Below are 16210 nucleotides of genomic sequence, written 5' to 3'. Positions count from 1 at the left end.
TAAAATGAAGAAATAGATAAGAACGAACCTAACCAGACGAGGAGGTTTTTACGATGAGTGAAGAACGTAAATTAACATTTATGGGCGCGATTAATGAAGCGATTGATCAATCTATGGAGAAAGATGAAAATGTCATCTTAATTGGTACAGACGTTTCAGGTGGCGCAAAAGTAGAACATATTCAAGACGACGATACATTTGGTGGCGTATTCGGTGTTACAAAAGGACTGGCTAAAAAATATAGTCGTAAACGAGTGATTGATACACCTATTTCTGAACATATTACATTAAGTGCAGCTGTAGGATCAGCAGCTACCGGATTACGTCCAATCGCAGAACTCATGTTTAACGATTTTATTGGCTTTGGTTTAGACCCAATTTTAAACCAAGGTGCAAAAATGAGATATATGTTTGGTGGTAAAGCTAAAATTCCATTAGTGGTACGTACCGTTCATGGCGCTGGCGCAAGTGCGGCAGCACAACACTCTCAATCTCTATATAATATGTTCGCAACAATTCCAGGTGTTAAAGTAGTTGTACCATCAAATCCATATGATGCAAAAGGATTATTAATGTCAGCGATTCAAGACGATAACTTAGTTGTATTTTCAGAAGATAAAACATTACTTGGTCAAAAAAGTAATGTCCCTGAAGAACCTTATACGATTGAGATTGGTAAAGCCAATGTTACACGAGAAGGTGATGATTTAACTATTGTCGCAATTGGTAAAATGGTTGCAGTGGCTGAAGAAACAGCTGACCGACTTGAAGAAGATAACGTTTCAGTAGAAGTCATTGATTTACGTTCAGTGTCTCCATGGGATCAAGATACAGTGTTAGAATCAGTGAAAAAAACAGGTCGCTTAATTGTTATTGATGAATCAAGTCCACAATGTAACATTGCTGGCGACGTCGCTTCTGTCATCGGTGATATTGGATTCGATTATTTAGACGGTCCAATCAAAAAAGTAACAGCACCAGATACACCAGTACCATTTGCATCAAACTTAGAAGCGGCATATATTCCAAATGCAGATAAAGTATTAGACGTAGCATCTGAATTGATTGATGACTTAAAAAAGGCTAAGGCGTAGGGAGGTGTATCACAATGAGTGAAAATATTATTATGCCAAAGCTTGGTATGACAATGAAAGAAGGTACTGTAGAAGAGTGGTTTAAATCAGAAGGCGATACAGTAGAAGAAGGCGAAAGCATTGTCACAATTAGCTCTGAAAAATTAACAAACGATGTCGAAGCACCTACAAGCGGAACATTACTAAAAATTAAAGTACAAGCAGGCGAAGATGCAAAAGTAAAAGCAGTGCTTGGTATCATCGGAGAAGAAGGCGAAGACTTAGGAAGCGATGACGATGATTCTGGAGAAACTAACCAAGAGAATAAAGATAACGACACAACTTCTGAAAATCAACAAGCTTCTTCAAATGAAGAACAATCTGATAAAAAAGATACAGAAAAAGAAGCGAAGCCTGAACAACGTGACCGTATCTTTATTTCTCCGTTAGCACGTAATATGGCTGAAGATAAGGAACTTGATATCACAAGAATTAAAGGTACAGGTGGAAATGATCGTATTACAAAATTAGATGTTCAACGTGTAGACTCAGAAGGCTATGATTATGAAGGTGAAGCGGGTACGTCTGACGAAAGTGTATCTTCAACGGCGCAAAACTTCGATGTGTCTAGCATTGGTGAAGGTCTAAACCCAATGCGTCAACGTATTGCTCAAAATATGCGTCAAAGTCTTAATAATACTGCTCAATTAACATTACATCGCAAAGTCAATGCAGATCGCTTATTAGACTTTAAAGCTCGATTATCTGAAGAATTAAAAGATGCAGATCAAGATGTAAAATTGACAGTCACAGCTTTATTAGCTAAAGCAGTAGTCCTAGCACTTAAAGAATATGGCGCAATGAACACTCGTTATGAAAACGGTGAATTAACAGAATACGATGATGTACATTTAGGTATTGCGACATCACTTGAAGATGGTCTTATGGTGCCAGTCATTGATAATGCAGATACTAAAAGTATTGGCACTTTAGCAAAAGAAATTAAAACATCAGCTGAAGCAGTACGTGAAGGAAATACAGGTGACGTTCAACTGAGTGACGCTACATTTACAATTACGAATATGGGTGCAAGTGGTATCGAATACTTCACACCAATTTTAAATTTAGGTGAAACAGGTATCTTAGGTGTCGGTGCTCTAGCTAAAGAACTTGTTCTTGAAGGAGATAATGTAAAACAAATCTCTCGTATCCCATTAAGTTTAACATTCGATCATCAAATCTTAGATGGCGCAGGCGCAGCTGATTTCTTAAAAGTACTTGCTAAATATATTGAAAATCCATATTTATTGATGTTATAGATAATAAATAACTTTTTATCATGAAGTCCCCAGGAGTCTAAAGTACTTCTGGGACTTTATTTATACTCAACTATCTTACATTATAAGTTAGTTGACGGAGCTATTATTTTATACTATCTTATATTATAAGATAGTTAGTAAAAGGTGATCACATGACAATATCTAATCAAATGATGAAAGGACTTTTAGATGGGGCAATATTAGGTCTTATTGCAAAAGGAGAAACGTATGGATATGAAATTCTTGAGAAATTAAAGGAACATCAATTTCCCGAAATTAGTGACGGCAGTATTTATCCGGTACTTTTAAGATTAGATAAAAAGGGCTATGTACATACAACCATGCGTAAATCCGACAACGGTGGACCTAAACGTAAGTACTATACTATTTCAGAAAGTGGACTCAAAGAACTACAACAGTTTAAGAAAAAGTGGCAAGCGCTTAATGAAGGTATGAATCATATATTCAGGAGTGATAATAATGATAAGTAAAGAAAAAGAAGACTACTTATTTAAGTTAAAGGCTGAACTTTTATTTAGAGGCAAAGATGAACATGAGGTTAATGATATTATAGAAGAGTTAAGAGATCATTTCGAACTTGCTGAAAAGAATCACGATGATGTTAGTGATATTCTAAATACGCCAGTAAAAGATTATGCTGATCAATTCTCAGAATATATAATTTTAACTAGGGGGTTATTTAAATATTTAGCTTTATTTTCAGCATTTATGCTAGCTATTTTTATTATCCCAAACTTTTTTACAGAACAACTTAATGTGACAATTGGTTTTATTATTAATATCTTATTTATCTTTTGTATAACTACGATTTTACCTTTTTTCTTAATTAGAAACGGTCTTGTAAAGTATGGAGAGCAACGACGAGTATATATTTATGCTTTTATATGGGGTGCAGTTATTTTTGGTCTCATCTTATTAAGTACGTATCTTACAAAACGCTATTCCATTTATCATATCATTACACTAACTGAATCAAAGAGTGTGATCATAGGACTGATTCTGTTATTAATTGTAATGACTTTATGTTTTATGTTGAAACAGCGTTTGTTTGCTTTAGTGATATTCATTGTTTGTTTACCAGATATAATTGGGTGGGTAGTTAAAATATGCAGTCGCTCAGAATCTCAATCTATTATTGTTTCATTAATCGTAGCCATTGCTTTATTGTTAATATTGAATATTGCATTTTTCATCTCTACATTTAAAAAACGTAAAAATAAAGTGAAGGAGTGATTCATTATGTCAGAAAACCAAAATCAAGGTTGTATAAAATGTGGTCATACAGAAGTAGAAGAAGGTACATTATCTGCAACAGGCTCAGGATTGTCTAAATTTTTAGATGTACAACATAATAATTTTAAGACGATAACTTGTAAAAATTGTGGATATACCGAATTTTATAAACAAGATAGAAACAGAAGTAGAGACTTTATTGATTTGTTCTTTGGAGGATAAGTCAAAGGAATAAAACAGCAGTAACCCTTATGGGTACTGCTTTTTCAATCTTTGGGTAAGACTTCGGGTTGTGTGAAGTTAGACTTTCGGATGTCTAAAAGTTATAAAAATATTTAATATAATGACTTGATATTCTTGGAATTTTAAGTCATTGTATAAGTATAGGTTAAGTAACCTATAATTTAATAATCTCTGCTAGGGGTGCTTTATATTGCTGAAAGGAACATCATGTTCCAACCCTTTGAACCTGATCTAGTTAATACTAGCGTAGGGAAGCCAGTGAGTCACTTTACAATGACATATGGATGTTTTCATAATTTGATGAAAAGGTCAATTTAACGATGAATCATTTTCTTCATTATGATACTTACATATATTTTCGTATATATTCACTTATTCTTATGCATTCAGTATTAAGCTGAATGCTTTTTTTATGAATCATATAATCAGTGATATTTAGACCCTTCTAGTATTTAGGAGGCAATGTCAATGGAGCAAGAAAAAATCAATTTTAAAAGAACTTTTCCAGCAAGTAAACGTATTTTTAAAAAAGGCGAGGGTAATGATAGTGATATTTTTGTACCATTTCGAGAAATTGAACTTTCTGATACCCAATTAGAACAACGTAGTTTTCAAAATGAACCTGTCGTAGTGTACGATACAGCAGGTCCTTATCATGATGACAGTTATGTGGTTGATATCAATCATGGACTTCCAAAGGTTCGCGATGCATGGATTGAAGCACGTGAAGACGTTGAACATTATGAAGGTCGCCGTATTCAATCGATTGATAACGGTTTTTCAAAAGAAGGCCATAAAAACTATGTAGCTCATCCATTCGAATATCAACCAAGACGTGGCAGTAAAGATACACCAGTTACACAAATGTACTACGCTAAACAAGGGATTATCACTAAAGAAATGAAATTTGTAGCAATTAGGGAACAAGTGGAACCAGAATTTGTAAGGGAAGAAATTGCGAGAGGACGCGCGATTATCCCTAATAATATCAATCATCCTGAATCTGAACCAATGATTATTGGTAAAAACTTCTCAGTAAAAATCAACGCAAACATTGGTAACTCTATTGTGTCATCATCTATTGAAGCAGAAATTGAAAAATTAGTTTGGGCCACACATTGGGGTGCAGATACGATTATGGATTTATCTACAGGAAAAAATATCCATACAACTCGTGAGTATCTCTTACGTAACTCACCTGTACCAGTAGGAACAGTGCCAATCTATCAAGCGTTAGAAAAAGTAAATGGGGTGGCAGAAGATTTAACATGGGAAGCGTATAGAGATACATTAATTGAACAAGCTGAACAAGGGGTCGATTATTTTACTATTCACGCAGGATTACGTCTTCATTATATTCCATTAACTGTTGATCGTTTGACTGGGATTGTTTCTCGTGGTGGCTCAATTATTGCACAATGGTGTCTTGCACATCACGAAGAAAGCTTTTTATATACACACTTCGATGAGATTTGTGAAATTTTAAGTCAATATGATGTTGCTATTTCTCTAGGAGATGGTTTGCGTCCTGGTTCAATTTATGACGCTAACGATGAAAGTCAATTTGCGGAGTTGAAAACTTTAGGTGAGTTAACGGATATTGCTTGGAAATATAATGTGCAAGTTATGATTGAAGGTCCAGGGCATATTCCAATGCATAAAATTAAAGAAAACCAAGATTTAGCAGATTTCTATTGTAAAGAAGCACCATTTTATACATTAGGACCTCTTGTAACAGACATCGCACCAGCATATGACCATATTACGTCTGCCATTGGTGCTGCTCAAATTGCGAGCCATGGTACGGCAATGTTATGTTACGTGACACCTAAAGAACATTTAGGTTTACCAAATAAAGATGACGTACGTGAAGGTGTGGTCACTTATAAAATTGCAGCACATGCAGCAGATTTATCTAAAGGATTACCAGGCGCAACAGAACGCGACGACGCAATTAGTAAAGCACGCTTTGAGTTTCGTTGGATTGATCAATTCAACCTTGCATTAGATCCTGATCGAGCAAGAGAATTTCACGATGAAACATTACCCGCAGAATCAGCGAAAATTGCACATTTCTGTAGTATGTGTGGACCAAAATTCTGTTCAATGCGCTTATCACATGATATTCGCGATTCCTACAAAGAACAACTTGAAGGCATGAAAAAGAAAGCCGAAGAATTTAGAGAAGGCGGCAATACAATATATCATTAATGATAATGGTAAAGAGGTAGTGATATAAAATGGCTACCTTTTTTCAAAAAATTCTCCTAGATATACCCATTTCGTTTAACTACTGATACGATAGTGTTATACATATTTCCAGGGTAATATTGCTAGGAGGGTTTAGCATGGATAATCATGCAGAATTTAAAAAAGGAATTTTATTTGCGTTAGGGGCGCATTTATTATGGGGGATCCTCCCTATTTATTGGAGATTCATTCACGGTATTAGCGCATTTGAAATTTTAGCGTATCGCATTATCCTTGCGATGGTTTTTATGATTCTAATGATTTTTGTATTAAAAAAATCACAAGTGCTTAAACATGATATCAATCAACTCATAGCACATCCGATTCAACTGGTTGCGATTATCATTGCAGGTTATGTGATTACGATTAACTGGGGAACGTTCATTTGGGCAGTGTCTAATGGTCATGTGCTACAAACTAGTTTAGGTTATTACATTAATCCATTGGTGAGTGTCTTACTCGCATTTATTTTCTTAAAAGAGCGTTTCAATAAATTTGAAACGTTAGCAATTGTATCAGCCGCAATTGGCGTCATTTACATGACAATGAAGATAGGAGAATTTCCAATTATTTCTTTAATGCTGGCATTCTCATTTGGGATTTATGGTTTACTAAAAAAATTGGTACGTGTTGAAGCGATGAGTGGGATTGCGATTGAATGTATTGTGACAGCACCAGCAGGACTGATTTATATCATTTATTTATGGCAAGCACACCAATCATCAGTCGGTTTGAATATAAGTACATTTTTACTCTTATTTTCTGGAGCGGTGACAGCTGTACCACTTATTTTATTCTCAGCGGGTGCTCGTCGCATTCCACTATCACTGACAGGATTTATTCAATACGTCAGTCCAACGATTATCTTTTTACTCGGTATCTTCGTATTTAAAGAAAAATTCGATATCCACCAATTCATTACATTTATTTTTATTTGGATTGGTATTGCGCTTTATAGTATCTCTCAATATATTAAAATGAAACGTAGTCCTAGACCAGAATAAAAAACAAGCCGCCCCTCACTACTTAATGAGTGAAGGGTGGCTCTATTTATCATCTATAAAAGTTATTTAAATTAGCCTAAAGAACCGTTACCAGTTTGGTTTTCATTTTTAAGATTTTTATAAAAAACGCCAGCAAATACTGCTATGATAGCAATAATGCCAATATATTCAGAAATTTTACGTCCTGGTGATTTATATCCAGCCATAATATGACCTCCATTTATTAAGTTTTACGTAGTTAAAGCGTATAGTAAAGTATTCCCGTTTTTATAAAAAAAAACATGTCCATCGTTAATTTTGATAAAGGTATTGTGGAGTGAACAAGATACATAGCTACACCAATGATCTTTATTATAGACAATACCTCCTTTACATCTAAGAAGTCTGCATATATCCATGCTACATATTTTTTATTATTTACATTTCTAGCAATTGATACCATGTCATGATGCTTTTTAATATTTCATAGGAATACTACTGATATAGAAAGAAGTACCGTTAATAGAATGAAGCAGAAGTATGACAAATAAACATAGGCATTATCTATTAAGTTTCTTCGCAAAGTAAGCAAAATAACTCATCATTATAGCGAAAATGACGGATGAAATGAAACAACGCACAATACCTAAATCTAATTTTAATAGTCGTTGTGCTAAGTAAAAGATTATAAAATAAACGATAAAAAAATATAGGAAATAACGTATTGTTTTCATTAGTAATCTCCTTATCAATTAAAATATGTATGATTTAAGGCTAACATGTATTAAATATAAATTAAAAATAATGAAAGAATAAAAAAGCAGAGTAATATTATAAGTATTATATAATTAATTAGTCTTTCAATTAATTATGTTTAAATAAAATTATATTTTAATTTATAAAAATTTTGAATGTATGAGTGTAATATTATATATTAAAGATGGAAGTTCATTTTAATTCTATAAGAGGAGTGATCCATAATGAAGAAATTTGCAAAAGCAATGGTCGTTGGTGGTATTACTTTAGGAACAGTATTAGGGTTTAATGTAACTGAGCATAACGGTGTATCAAATGAAGCACATGCACAAACACAAACGTCACAAGGCTATCATTATCATTATCATGGTTATACAAAGTCAGGTGGCGAATTCGTATTAAATCACACGTTCTATAATGCGTTAAAAGCTGGAAATATGACATTTAACGAAATTAAAGTGAATAATCAGTATCAAAACGGTCCATCAACAAAAAAAGTATATGACCAAACATTTAATCAAGTCAAAGGCAACACAGCAGCAATGATTGATTTTAAGGTCGCACCTAAAAAAGTAAGCTTAGAACAAGTAAAAGACGTTTACGGAGCTCATTATCAATATCAACCATCACTGACTGAGAAACAAACAGATGAAACAAATGGATTATACGGTTACACAGTAGGTAAAGGTCATATTACATTCCATGTTACGGATGGCTACGTGGATCATGTTACTGTGTCATAATAGAAGATATAAAAGAGCAGCACCTCATTGTGAGGTGCTGTTTTTTTGTTAATCGAGTGTATTGATGAATGTCATAATGAAAGTCAATATACAAGCAATGATAATGACTAACTTTCCTTTTTCTGTTTTCTCATGTCCATGTTGGTATTCTCGTAAAACAAATAACCATGAAATGATAACTAGCAATCCTAAAACAATACTAATAAATTTCATGTAATGATCTCCTTGTACATCTAGAATTCTTGTTTCAAACATAACGTGATTTAAAATAACAATCAACTATCATTTTCGTGCAATTACAATAATGATAAAAGGCATTACGATTATTTATTATAGCTGAAATTTTAAAAGTATATTTAGAAAGCTACGTATATAATTTGTTAAAACTATAATTTAAACATACCTAAGACACTTATTTATATTCTAAATTTTTACATATGAGAATAAAATATAATGATACAAATAGTTTTAGAAATAGATTAATATAAAATGTTAACCTTAATATATGGATAAAAAAATATTATTAAAGGAGGATATTCATGAAAGATTCTATCTTTTGGAAAAAAGCATTTATTCCTGTGTATTTCATCGTGGCTTTCTTATTGTTTCTTCTTTTTAAATTTTACATACAGACTGATAACTTTTCTATATACATACTCATTTTTATTATAGCCAGTTTTGGAATAGCGTCTGTAATTTATAATTCTAAAAGTAAATATTGGAAATGATAAATAAAGAGATCATCTAAGAAGTTAAGTATCTTAGAAGGTTGGGATATTTTAATGATGAAAAAGTATTAAGTATAGCATTAATTAGTACTATATTATTAAGTGCATGGTCGATAAACATTAGTTGATGAAAATCGAGAGGATAAGAAACAGACACAAGAATCACATAATAATAAAAACCATAATCAAAATACTCTGCGAAAGGGATATTTAAAATTATGTTTGTGATAACGTTTTGTTGGAAAAGGAAGATTAATTTTGAAATTTGTTTTATATTTCGTATATTTCTTTGTTTCTTTTTTTATTTTAAATTTGCTACTTGATTTAGTGATACCCCTCCTTGATTTTGATGTATATCCAAGTCTTATTTCTGCATTGTTTTTTGCAATATTTATGACTTTATTTACTTATGTTTTAAAAGGAAATAAAAGTAAAAAATAAAATGCACATTTATGACAAGAAGATTTGTTTTGTGTTGAGAAGAACCCTTAACTAAACTTGCAAACGAATGTTGGCATAGCGTGACCTATTAAGTCGACCATTCGACAAGTTTTGGGTTTGTTATGGGTTCGGAGATTCAACGTCAATAAAGCAATTGGAATAAAGTAAAAATTTTGAAATAATATAAATATCAAGAGGTGATTTATTATTCAAAATAACAGAATTGATATTAATAAGCTCAGTACATTTCATCGTATTTCGTTTGTTATGAATATTTTCTTTTTAATTTTTATGGCTCCAATTTATAGTCTGGATAATGTCTACTTATCAGTTGCTTGGACTATTTTGGGTTTAATAAATGGTGTTTATTTATTAGTTAAACAAAGACATGGAAATACTAATAATCGTATGTGATGTATTGATAAAAAGAGCCTAAACACAGGCTCTTTTTTATTTTGAGCATTTTTCACATAAAACGTTTTGATTTTTAGCCCAACTTTTTAGATTTGTTACGCCATTAAGATTTTTTGAATTTGTGTGTATTGTTATATTTTCGTTTTTGTCGATTTCTTTTTCACAATGACTGCATTTTAATTTTTCAAGAAACATAAAATGACCTCACTTTTTGCGATTTTGTATTTTTTTGATTGTAGTTAATTCATTAAATTTGAGAGCATATCAGCTACATATGTTTCAGTAAATGCTGCTAATATAACCAATGGTAAACAGACGAATAAATATGCTTTTAATAAATTAATTAAACTTAATTTGAAAGAGTAGTTTTGCTTTTTTTCTTTTCTGAATAGATTGATTATTTTTCTTAAGATTGATTTATTTAGCATATAAAGACCACTAGTAAATATACAAAAACTCATCATTTCCAAAGTGTAATGGGGTATATAAGCGATTAAGCTAGTTAGACCTTTGTAAGTATCAAAATGGATGAAAAAACCGAATAGTATGCCAGGAATAATAAGTGATACTATTAAGTTTAGAGTATATAAAAATGGTATGGGTATTAAAGCTAACAAAAGCATTTGTATTGGTACATGAAAGCCATTATTTTGTATAAACCCCCAAACTTTTTTTAGACCTTGTGATTTACTAACGCTTTCAGGTGAATTGGATCCTAATTGTTTTATAAATTCTTCTGAAGGATGAAAAAATAAAGCGATTGGAATTGTCATTAGTAGTAGAATTGTTGATAGTATAAAGAAATTTAATGCTCTTTTAAAATAATTTTGGTCTTTAATATTTAGCATAATTAACCCTTTCTTTTTTGTTTTTTGAAACGAGTATCATGAGTTTCTTCCTGTCCAGGTAATTAATAACTTTATAATAGAAAGTACTATATATTGAAGTGTATTTTATTTAAAAGTTCTATAAACATTTAAAGTACTGACATCTATCTTTTAATATTTGATATAACTCATTTTTACATAGCTCCTGTTTTTAAACAATACTGACAAATGAGTCATATTTTAAATTTTATAATTCTATTTATATCAATATGTTCGTAGATGACAAAAATTTCAGTATTAACAAATATTAACGCTATTGATATAAATATAGTGTAATTGAATTTTGAAAACATTTTTATATTACTCGTTGATATTGTAAATGTATGAAAACAAGAACAGCCACAGTTTCCTAATTATGCCTCTGGAAGCTATGGACCTAAAGAAAGTGAAAAAATTATTTAGTGAAGACGGATTAAATTGGTGGAATAATTTGTAATATAAAAGACTTAAAGTTGTCGTCTTTTGAATGAGTAGTTAATCATTGATTAATATGCAATAATCAATGTTGTAAAGATTATAAAGGGAGGATACTTAATGGATTTTATTAATATTACAGGTGCTTCACAAAATAACTTGAAAAACATAGATGTAAATATCCCAAAACACTTAGTAACTGTATTTACAGGACGTTCTGGTTCAGGGAAATCATCTTTAGTGTTTAATACTATTGCTGCGGAATCTGAACAGCTACTAAATGAAAGTTACTCCAGTTATATTCAATTTCATTTAAATCAACAACCCAGACCGAAAGTAAAAAAAATTAAAAATCTTCCTGTAGCAATGACAATTAATCAGAAAAGATTCAATGGGAATTCTCGCTCTACGGTAGGAACAGTTTCGGATATATATGCCTCCGTTAGATTATTGTGGTCTAGAATAGGCGAACCGTTTGTTGGCTATTCAGATGCATATTCCTTCAATAGTCCTAAGGGCATGTGTAAAACTTGTGAAGGATTAGGATATATTGAAGACATTAACTTAGATGAATTGCTAGATTGGGATAAGTCTTTAAATGAAGGTGCCATAGACTTTCCTTCTTTTGGACCAGATAAAGAGCGTGGTAAAGCCTATCGAGATAGTGGTTTATTTGATAATAATAAAAAATTGAAAGACTATACAAAAGATGAATTAGAGTTATTTTTATATCAAGAGCCAATGACGTTAAAAAATCCTCCTAAAGAATGGAGAAAGTCAGCTAAATATGTAGGGCTAATACCTAGATTCAGTAGAATATTTTTAGGCGATAAAGAATTTAATAAGAAACGCTACGCCAAACATCTTAAAAATGTAGTAAATAATAAAATATGTCCCACATGTAAAGGTCAACGTTTAAACTCGAAAATATTAAGTTCTAAAATTATGAGTAAAAATATTTCTGATTTCACCCAAATGACAATTAAGGAAAATTTAGAGTTTCTTAATAAATTAGAGGATCCAACAGCTAAATATATTATTGATCCTCTCAAAAAGCAGTTAGAAGCACTAGAATATATTGGATTAAGTTATTTAACGCTTAACCGTGTCACAACGACATTATCAGGCGGTGAAGCGCAACGTCTTAAATTAATACGTCATTTAAATAGTTCTTTATCGGATTTGGTTTACATTATAGATGAACCAAGTGTTGGCTTGCATCCGGAAGATATAGCTAAAATCAATGAAATTTTAAAATCTTTAAAAGACAAAGGCAATACTGTGTTAATTGTTGAACATGATCCCGATGTTATTAAAGAAGGAGACTATATCATAGATATGGGACCAGGTTCAGGAAAAAATGGTGGTGAAATCACATTTGAAGGAACATATAATGAATTACTCTCTTCAAATACTTCGACAGGTAACGCATTACGTCACAAACATAATTTAAAAGAGAATATTCGTGAAGCGAACCATTTTTATAATATCGGTCCTGTGACACAAAACAATTTAAATAACGTAAAAACGTCTATACCTAAACACGTATTAACAGTCTTAACAGGCGTTGCTGGTTCAGGTAAGAGTACCCTTGTTAAAGCAGGTTTTGAAAATAATGACCATACCATCTTTATTGATCAAAAAGCAGTTCAAGGATCTAATAGATCTAATCTGTTAACGTATTTAGGTGTTTTTGATAGCGTAAGAAGCTTTTTCAGTAAAGAAACAGGCTTAAATAAAGCTATGTTTAGTTATAATTCAAAAGGTGCCTGTCCAAATTGTGGTGGAAAGGGCTATATTAAAACGGAACTTGCTTTTATGGGTGATTTTTCACAGACATGTGAAGTTTGTCATGGCAAACGTTATAAACAAGAAGTATTAGATGCTACCATAGATGGATATTCAATCGCCGATGTTCTCGATTTGACGGTTGACGAAGGTATTATTTTCTTTGATAAAAAGAATGATATTAAGTCAAAATTACAATCTGTAAGTAAAACAGGTTTGAATTATATGTCACTTGGACAACCTTTATCCACTTTGTCTGGTGGAGAGATTCAACGCGTGAAACTAGCACAACATTTAGATGAAGAGATAAAAAATAGTATTTTTATTTTTGACGAACCAACCACAGGCCTACATGAATCGGATATCCCTATATTGATGGAGTGTTTTGATGATTTAATTGATCAAAACAATACAGTTATTTTGATTGAACATAATTTATCGATTATGTGTGAAGCAGATTGGATCATCGATGTCGGCCCAGGCCCTGGGTTGGATGGCGGAAAGGTCCAATTTAGTGGAACACCTAAAAACTTTATTGATAGTTCAGAAACATTGACATCTAAACACTTGAAACGCTATATCAATCAGTAGAAATAGAAGAGTTGGATGAGTTTATATTTATTATATTCATTCAACTCTTTTCTTATCATAGATTCTTTCAATATAGAAATATTGAAAGAATTGTCTATCCAGTAGTTCCACCAAAAGTTGAGTATAAGTTAACAAACATAGGAAAAACACTCGATAAAGTAGTTTATGCAATTTGTGATTGGGGGGGATGAATTTCTGGAAGAAATTTCTAAATAGAAAAATGTTAAAATTTAAATATATAGGTAAAAGACGCCTCAACTTTGAACGAGTTATTCAAAGTAAGGCGTCTTTATCTATATAGTATTGTGGTTTTAAAATAACTTTAATAGTATTATCTTTTTTTTGATCAAAGATGTCATAAACTTCTTTTACATCTTCTAACGGCATAGTATGAGTGATAATTTCTGTTGGATTATTTACTTCACATACTTCCATATTTTTATATCCTTGATAAGTAACTGATTTCATACAATCATCCTCTTTTAGCAAATATGCGCCTGTTATTAAAATACAAACTCAAACGAGTAAATTAAGTAATTATTATTTTGTGTTAAATATACATAATTTACATATAAATCATGTCAATTTATTAAATATAATCATCTTTTTTAAAAAATAGTATCTATAACAAAAGGAGGATATTCCCCATTCATTCACCATCAAATTTATTTTCTTATACGCCTCACTATCTCAGAATATCAATGTAAATAATTTTTCTATTATTTACCCCAAAATAAAGTTTGAAAGTATATATATTAATATTACTCCAACAATGATTTTGAACCATATAGAAGAATTTGAAAAAATACAAGGAAAGAGAAAAACAGAAAATAATACATAATTTAACTTATCGGAAGTTATATGTAACTCATCTAGTACAGATGATATAATATACAGGTCGCCTATCTCTCAGGCGTCAATTTAGACGCAGAGAGGAGGTGCATATTAGATGGTCGAAGCTCTTGTTCACATCACGACCACAGTCATCAGTGGTTGTATTGTTGCGTTATTTACGCATTGGCTACGTACACGTAACAATAGGAAAAAATAGGCGATATTAGCCAACACCTAAAAACCCCCTCACTACTCGCAATAGTGAGGGGGTTGGTGCATATAATGCACGAAGCTCTTGTTATCTAAATTATAACACTGGTTAGTAGAGGAATGCAAAGCAAAGTGATATGTACGGTATTAGTTACAAGGTATCGTTTTAATATTTTTGACGCTAATTGTCAATAATTTAAAGGGTAAATTATGAATGTTATATATTGAGAATTTATCTTTTTTTAAATAGATTGTCATTAGAACATGCATTAAATTTAGAATAAATAATACAAAGATCAAAATTTATGAAACCAAATTTTTGATAACTTCATTAAGCTTCGTATCAATATACTTATCTTTATGTATGACTAAATAGAAATAGCGTGTGATGTCTAAGTTTGTTACTTCTAGCTTTTCTAAATCATAAGGTGTTAATGTTGATTTAGAAACAATAGAAAAGCCTTTATCAGCATGAACCATATTTTTAATTAGATTTGTGTTATTAATTTCTACTAAATAAGAGGATGAAGTCATTTGTGATAACGCATTTTCTTGATAGACTCTTGTACCTGATCCACGTTCTCTGATAAAACATATTGATTTATTTGAAGATGATGACTTTTTACGAATTAGTACTATTTCATCTTGAGCAATACGTCTACTGTGTATAATATTACTTTGAACCTCTTTTTCGATTATACCTAAATCGATAGTGTTATTCTTAATATGTTGTAATACTGTATCAGAATTATTTAAATACACATGAATGTATAATTCAGGATATTTTTTGGCTAAATCAGTAAGATGTTGTGACAATCGATATTCGCCATAAGTGTAACTACTCCCTATCGTTACATCTCCCGAAATTGTATCAGGTTGCATTTTCAAATCGTGTCTTAAGATTTGTTCTAAACGCTCACGTTGTAAAGCATATTGAAATAGTTTCTCCCCATCACTTGTTAAAGACATTTTAGAATGTCTAAATTCGAAAATTTTTATATCATATTCCAGTTCTAATCGTTTAATATCACGACTTATTGATGGCTGTGAAGTATATAAATTTTCTGCAGCTTTAGTAAAACTTTGCGTTTTAACTACTTCATTTAGAACTTTTAATGAATCCATTAACTAGGTCTCCTAACATTTGAATACCTCTATTATAACAAAAATGTTATGAGTAATATAATAAATATTTATTTCACGTTATAACTATGCGATGCTAAGCTTTGGATAAAGGAGGAGTTAAAAAGTGAGGTTCTGTTGCAAAGTTGAATTTATAGTA

At 31.5% G+C, this 16210-nt stretch carries 16 protein-coding genes, 2 pseudogenes and 1 riboswitch; of the genes and pseudogenes, 13 read left to right on the top strand and 5 right to left on the bottom strand.

Translation table 11 applies throughout. From position 1 onward, the window contains the following. Nucleotides 1–53 precede the first annotated feature (53 nt). From HMPREF2561_RS06125 to rarD, 7 genes are all read left to right on the top strand, one after another. Nucleotides 54–1094 (top strand): alpha-ketoacid dehydrogenase subunit beta, encoded by a 1041-nt coding sequence (locus HMPREF2561_RS06125; RefSeq protein ID WP_049382217.1) that lies wholly within the window; start codon nucleotides 54–56, stop codon nucleotides 1092–1094. Between the two features lie 14 nt (nucleotides 1095–1108). Further along, nucleotides 1109–2392 carry a dihydrolipoamide acetyltransferase family protein gene (locus tag HMPREF2561_RS06120; protein WP_070468548.1) on the top strand — a complete coding sequence of 428 codons (1284 nt, stop codon included), beginning with the start codon at nucleotides 1109–1111 and terminating at the stop codon, nucleotides 2390–2392. A 152-nt stretch (nucleotides 2393–2544) separates the two neighbouring features. Continuing rightward, on the top strand, nucleotides 2545–2883 hold the full coding sequence (locus HMPREF2561_RS06115) for a PadR family transcriptional regulator (protein ID WP_048680855.1): 339 nt from the start codon (nucleotides 2545–2547) through the stop codon (nucleotides 2881–2883). After that, nucleotides 2873–3646: a membrane protein gene (locus tag HMPREF2561_RS06110; protein WP_048680853.1), complete on the top strand. Its 774-nt coding sequence runs from the start codon at nucleotides 2873–2875 to the stop codon at nucleotides 3644–3646. The genes HMPREF2561_RS06115 and HMPREF2561_RS06110 overlap by 11 nt, the downstream gene beginning before the upstream one ends. 6 nt (nucleotides 3647–3652) lie before the next feature. Next, nucleotides 3653–3868, top strand: a complete 216-nt coding sequence (locus tag HMPREF2561_RS06105; protein ID WP_017174769.1) for a zinc ribbon domain-containing protein — start codon at nucleotides 3653–3655, stop codon at nucleotides 3866–3868. A 187-nt stretch (nucleotides 3869–4055) separates the two neighbouring features. After that, a riboswitch (TPP riboswitch) is annotated at nucleotides 4056–4160 on the top strand. Between the two features lie 197 nt (nucleotides 4161–4357). Beyond that, entirely contained in the window at nucleotides 4358–6100 is a 1743-nt protein-coding gene (gene thiC / locus HMPREF2561_RS06100) for a phosphomethylpyrimidine synthase ThiC (RefSeq protein ID WP_070468546.1), read from the top strand. 137 nt (nucleotides 6101–6237) lie between these two features. Further along, a complete protein-coding gene (gene rarD, locus HMPREF2561_RS06095; RefSeq protein ID WP_049419903.1) occupies nucleotides 6238–7143 on the top strand; it encodes an EamA family transporter RarD in 906 nt (301 codons plus the stop codon). A 71-nt stretch (nucleotides 7144–7214) separates the two neighbouring features. Here rarD and HMPREF2561_RS11010 read toward each other — a convergent pair whose 3' ends face one another. Then, nucleotides 7215–7349 carry a hypothetical protein gene (locus HMPREF2561_RS11010; protein ID WP_256262502.1) on the bottom strand — a complete coding sequence of 45 codons (135 nt, stop codon included), beginning with the start codon at nucleotides 7347–7349 and terminating at the stop codon, nucleotides 7215–7217. Between the two features lie 753 nt (nucleotides 7350–8102). Between HMPREF2561_RS11010 and HMPREF2561_RS06090 the strand changes: the two genes are divergently transcribed. Then, nucleotides 8103–8621, top strand: coding sequence for an immunodominant staphylococcal antigen IsaB family protein (locus HMPREF2561_RS06090; protein WP_070468544.1), 519 nt, complete (start codon nucleotides 8103–8105; stop codon nucleotides 8619–8621). A 48-nt stretch (nucleotides 8622–8669) separates the two neighbouring features. Here the strand turns inward: HMPREF2561_RS06090 and HMPREF2561_RS10875 are convergent, their stop codons facing one another. Beyond that, nucleotides 8670–8834: a hypothetical protein gene (locus HMPREF2561_RS10875; RefSeq protein WP_176743829.1), complete on the bottom strand. Its 165-nt coding sequence runs from the start codon at nucleotides 8832–8834 to the stop codon at nucleotides 8670–8672. A 326-nt stretch (nucleotides 8835–9160) separates the two neighbouring features. Here HMPREF2561_RS10875 and HMPREF2561_RS11005 point away from each other — a divergent pair, with 326 nt between their 5' ends. Together HMPREF2561_RS11005 and HMPREF2561_RS11000 are read left to right on the top strand one after the other, a co-directional pair. Continuing rightward, nucleotides 9161–9349: a hypothetical protein gene (locus tag HMPREF2561_RS11005; RefSeq protein ID WP_002454655.1), complete on the top strand. Its 189-nt coding sequence runs from the start codon at nucleotides 9161–9163 to the stop codon at nucleotides 9347–9349. 258 nt (nucleotides 9350–9607) lie between these two features. Further along, nucleotides 9608–9790 (top strand): hypothetical protein, encoded by a 183-nt coding sequence (locus tag HMPREF2561_RS11000; protein ID WP_019835089.1) that lies wholly within the window; start codon nucleotides 9608–9610, stop codon nucleotides 9788–9790. A 653-nt stretch (nucleotides 9791–10443) separates the two neighbouring features. On the opposite strand, the gene HMPREF2561_RS06075 is transcribed toward HMPREF2561_RS11000, so the two are convergent. After that, nucleotides 10444–11052: a stage II sporulation protein M gene (locus HMPREF2561_RS06075; RefSeq protein ID WP_049419905.1), complete on the bottom strand. Its 609-nt coding sequence runs from the start codon at nucleotides 11050–11052 to the stop codon at nucleotides 10444–10446. A gap of 573 nt (nucleotides 11053–11625) precedes the next feature. Between HMPREF2561_RS06075 and HMPREF2561_RS06070 the strand changes: the two genes are divergently transcribed. Together HMPREF2561_RS06070 and HMPREF2561_RS10930 are read left to right on the top strand one after the other, a co-directional pair. Further along, nucleotides 11626–13884, top strand: coding sequence for an ATP-binding cassette domain-containing protein (locus HMPREF2561_RS06070; RefSeq protein ID WP_070468542.1), 2259 nt, complete (start codon nucleotides 11626–11628; stop codon nucleotides 13882–13884). An 80-nt stretch (nucleotides 13885–13964) separates the two neighbouring features. After that, nucleotides 13965–14075: pseudogene (locus tag HMPREF2561_RS10930) on the top strand (winged helix-turn-helix transcriptional regulator); the annotation flags it as partial. An 82-nt stretch (nucleotides 14076–14157) separates the two neighbouring features. Here HMPREF2561_RS10930 and HMPREF2561_RS06065 read toward each other — a convergent pair. Beyond that, nucleotides 14158–14307: pseudogene (locus HMPREF2561_RS06065) on the bottom strand (alcohol dehydrogenase); the annotation flags it as partial. Between the two features lie 526 nt (nucleotides 14308–14833). Here HMPREF2561_RS06065 and HMPREF2561_RS10750 point away from each other — a divergent pair. Then, complete coding sequence (locus HMPREF2561_RS10750) at nucleotides 14834–14935, top strand: type I toxin-antitoxin system Fst family toxin (protein WP_141743260.1); 102 nt, start codon at nucleotides 14834–14836, stop codon at nucleotides 14933–14935. 296 nt (nucleotides 14936–15231) lie between these two features. Here the strand turns inward: HMPREF2561_RS10750 and HMPREF2561_RS06060 are convergent, their stop codons facing one another. Further along, nucleotides 15232–16053, bottom strand: coding sequence for a LysR family transcriptional regulator (locus HMPREF2561_RS06060; RefSeq protein ID WP_032606536.1), 822 nt, complete (start codon nucleotides 16051–16053; stop codon nucleotides 15232–15234). Nucleotides 16054–16210 lie beyond the last annotated feature (157 nt).

This window comes from Staphylococcus sp. HMSC069E10 (assembly GCF_001809205.1).
Classification (GTDB): domain Bacteria; phylum Bacillota; class Bacilli; order Staphylococcales; family Staphylococcaceae; genus Staphylococcus; species Staphylococcus hominis.
The sequence above is the reverse complement of the archived record's forward strand: the minus strand, read 5'-3'. Positions and strand labels throughout refer to the sequence as shown.

Excerpts from the sequence above, each read along its gene's own strand:
- HMPREF2561_RS06125 (WP_049382217.1), top strand. The coding sequence starts at position 54 with ATGAGTGAAGAACGTAAATTAACATTTATGGGCGCGATTAATGAAGCG.
- HMPREF2561_RS06120 (WP_070468548.1), top strand. The coding sequence starts at position 1,109 with ATGAGTGAAAATATTATTATGCCAAAGCTTGGTATGACAATGAAAGAA.
- HMPREF2561_RS06115 (WP_048680855.1), top strand. The coding sequence starts at position 2,545 with ATGACAATATCTAATCAAATGATGAAAGGACTTTTAGATGGGGCAATA.
- HMPREF2561_RS06110 (WP_048680853.1), top strand. The coding sequence starts at position 2,873 with ATGATAAGTAAAGAAAAAGAAGACTACTTATTTAAGTTAAAGGCTGAA.
- HMPREF2561_RS06105 (WP_017174769.1), top strand. The coding sequence starts at position 3,653 with ATGTCAGAAAACCAAAATCAAGGTTGTATAAAATGTGGTCATACAGAA.
- thiC (WP_070468546.1), top strand. The coding sequence starts at position 4,358 with ATGGAGCAAGAAAAAATCAATTTTAAAAGAACTTTTCCAGCAAGTAAA.
- rarD (WP_049419903.1), top strand. The coding sequence starts at position 6,238 with ATGGATAATCATGCAGAATTTAAAAAAGGAATTTTATTTGCGTTAGGG.
- HMPREF2561_RS11010 (WP_256262502.1), bottom strand. The coding sequence starts at position 7,349 with ATGGCTGGATATAAATCACCAGGACGTAAAATTTCTGAATATATTGGC.
- HMPREF2561_RS06090 (WP_070468544.1), top strand. The coding sequence starts at position 8,103 with ATGAAGAAATTTGCAAAAGCAATGGTCGTTGGTGGTATTACTTTAGGA.
- HMPREF2561_RS10875 (WP_176743829.1), bottom strand. The coding sequence starts at position 8,834 with ATGAAATTTATTAGTATTGTTTTAGGATTGCTAGTTATCATTTCATGG.
- HMPREF2561_RS11005 (WP_002454655.1), top strand. The coding sequence starts at position 9,161 with ATGAAAGATTCTATCTTTTGGAAAAAAGCATTTATTCCTGTGTATTTC.
- HMPREF2561_RS06075 (WP_049419905.1), bottom strand. The coding sequence starts at position 11,052 with ATGCTAAATATTAAAGACCAAAATTATTTTAAAAGAGCATTAAATTTC.
- HMPREF2561_RS06070 (WP_070468542.1), top strand. The coding sequence starts at position 11,626 with ATGGATTTTATTAATATTACAGGTGCTTCACAAAATAACTTGAAAAAC.
- HMPREF2561_RS10750 (WP_141743260.1), top strand. The coding sequence starts at position 14,834 with ATGGTCGAAGCTCTTGTTCACATCACGACCACAGTCATCAGTGGTTGT.
- HMPREF2561_RS06060 (WP_032606536.1), bottom strand. The coding sequence starts at position 16,053 with ATGGATTCATTAAAAGTTCTAAATGAAGTAGTTAAAACGCAAAGTTTT.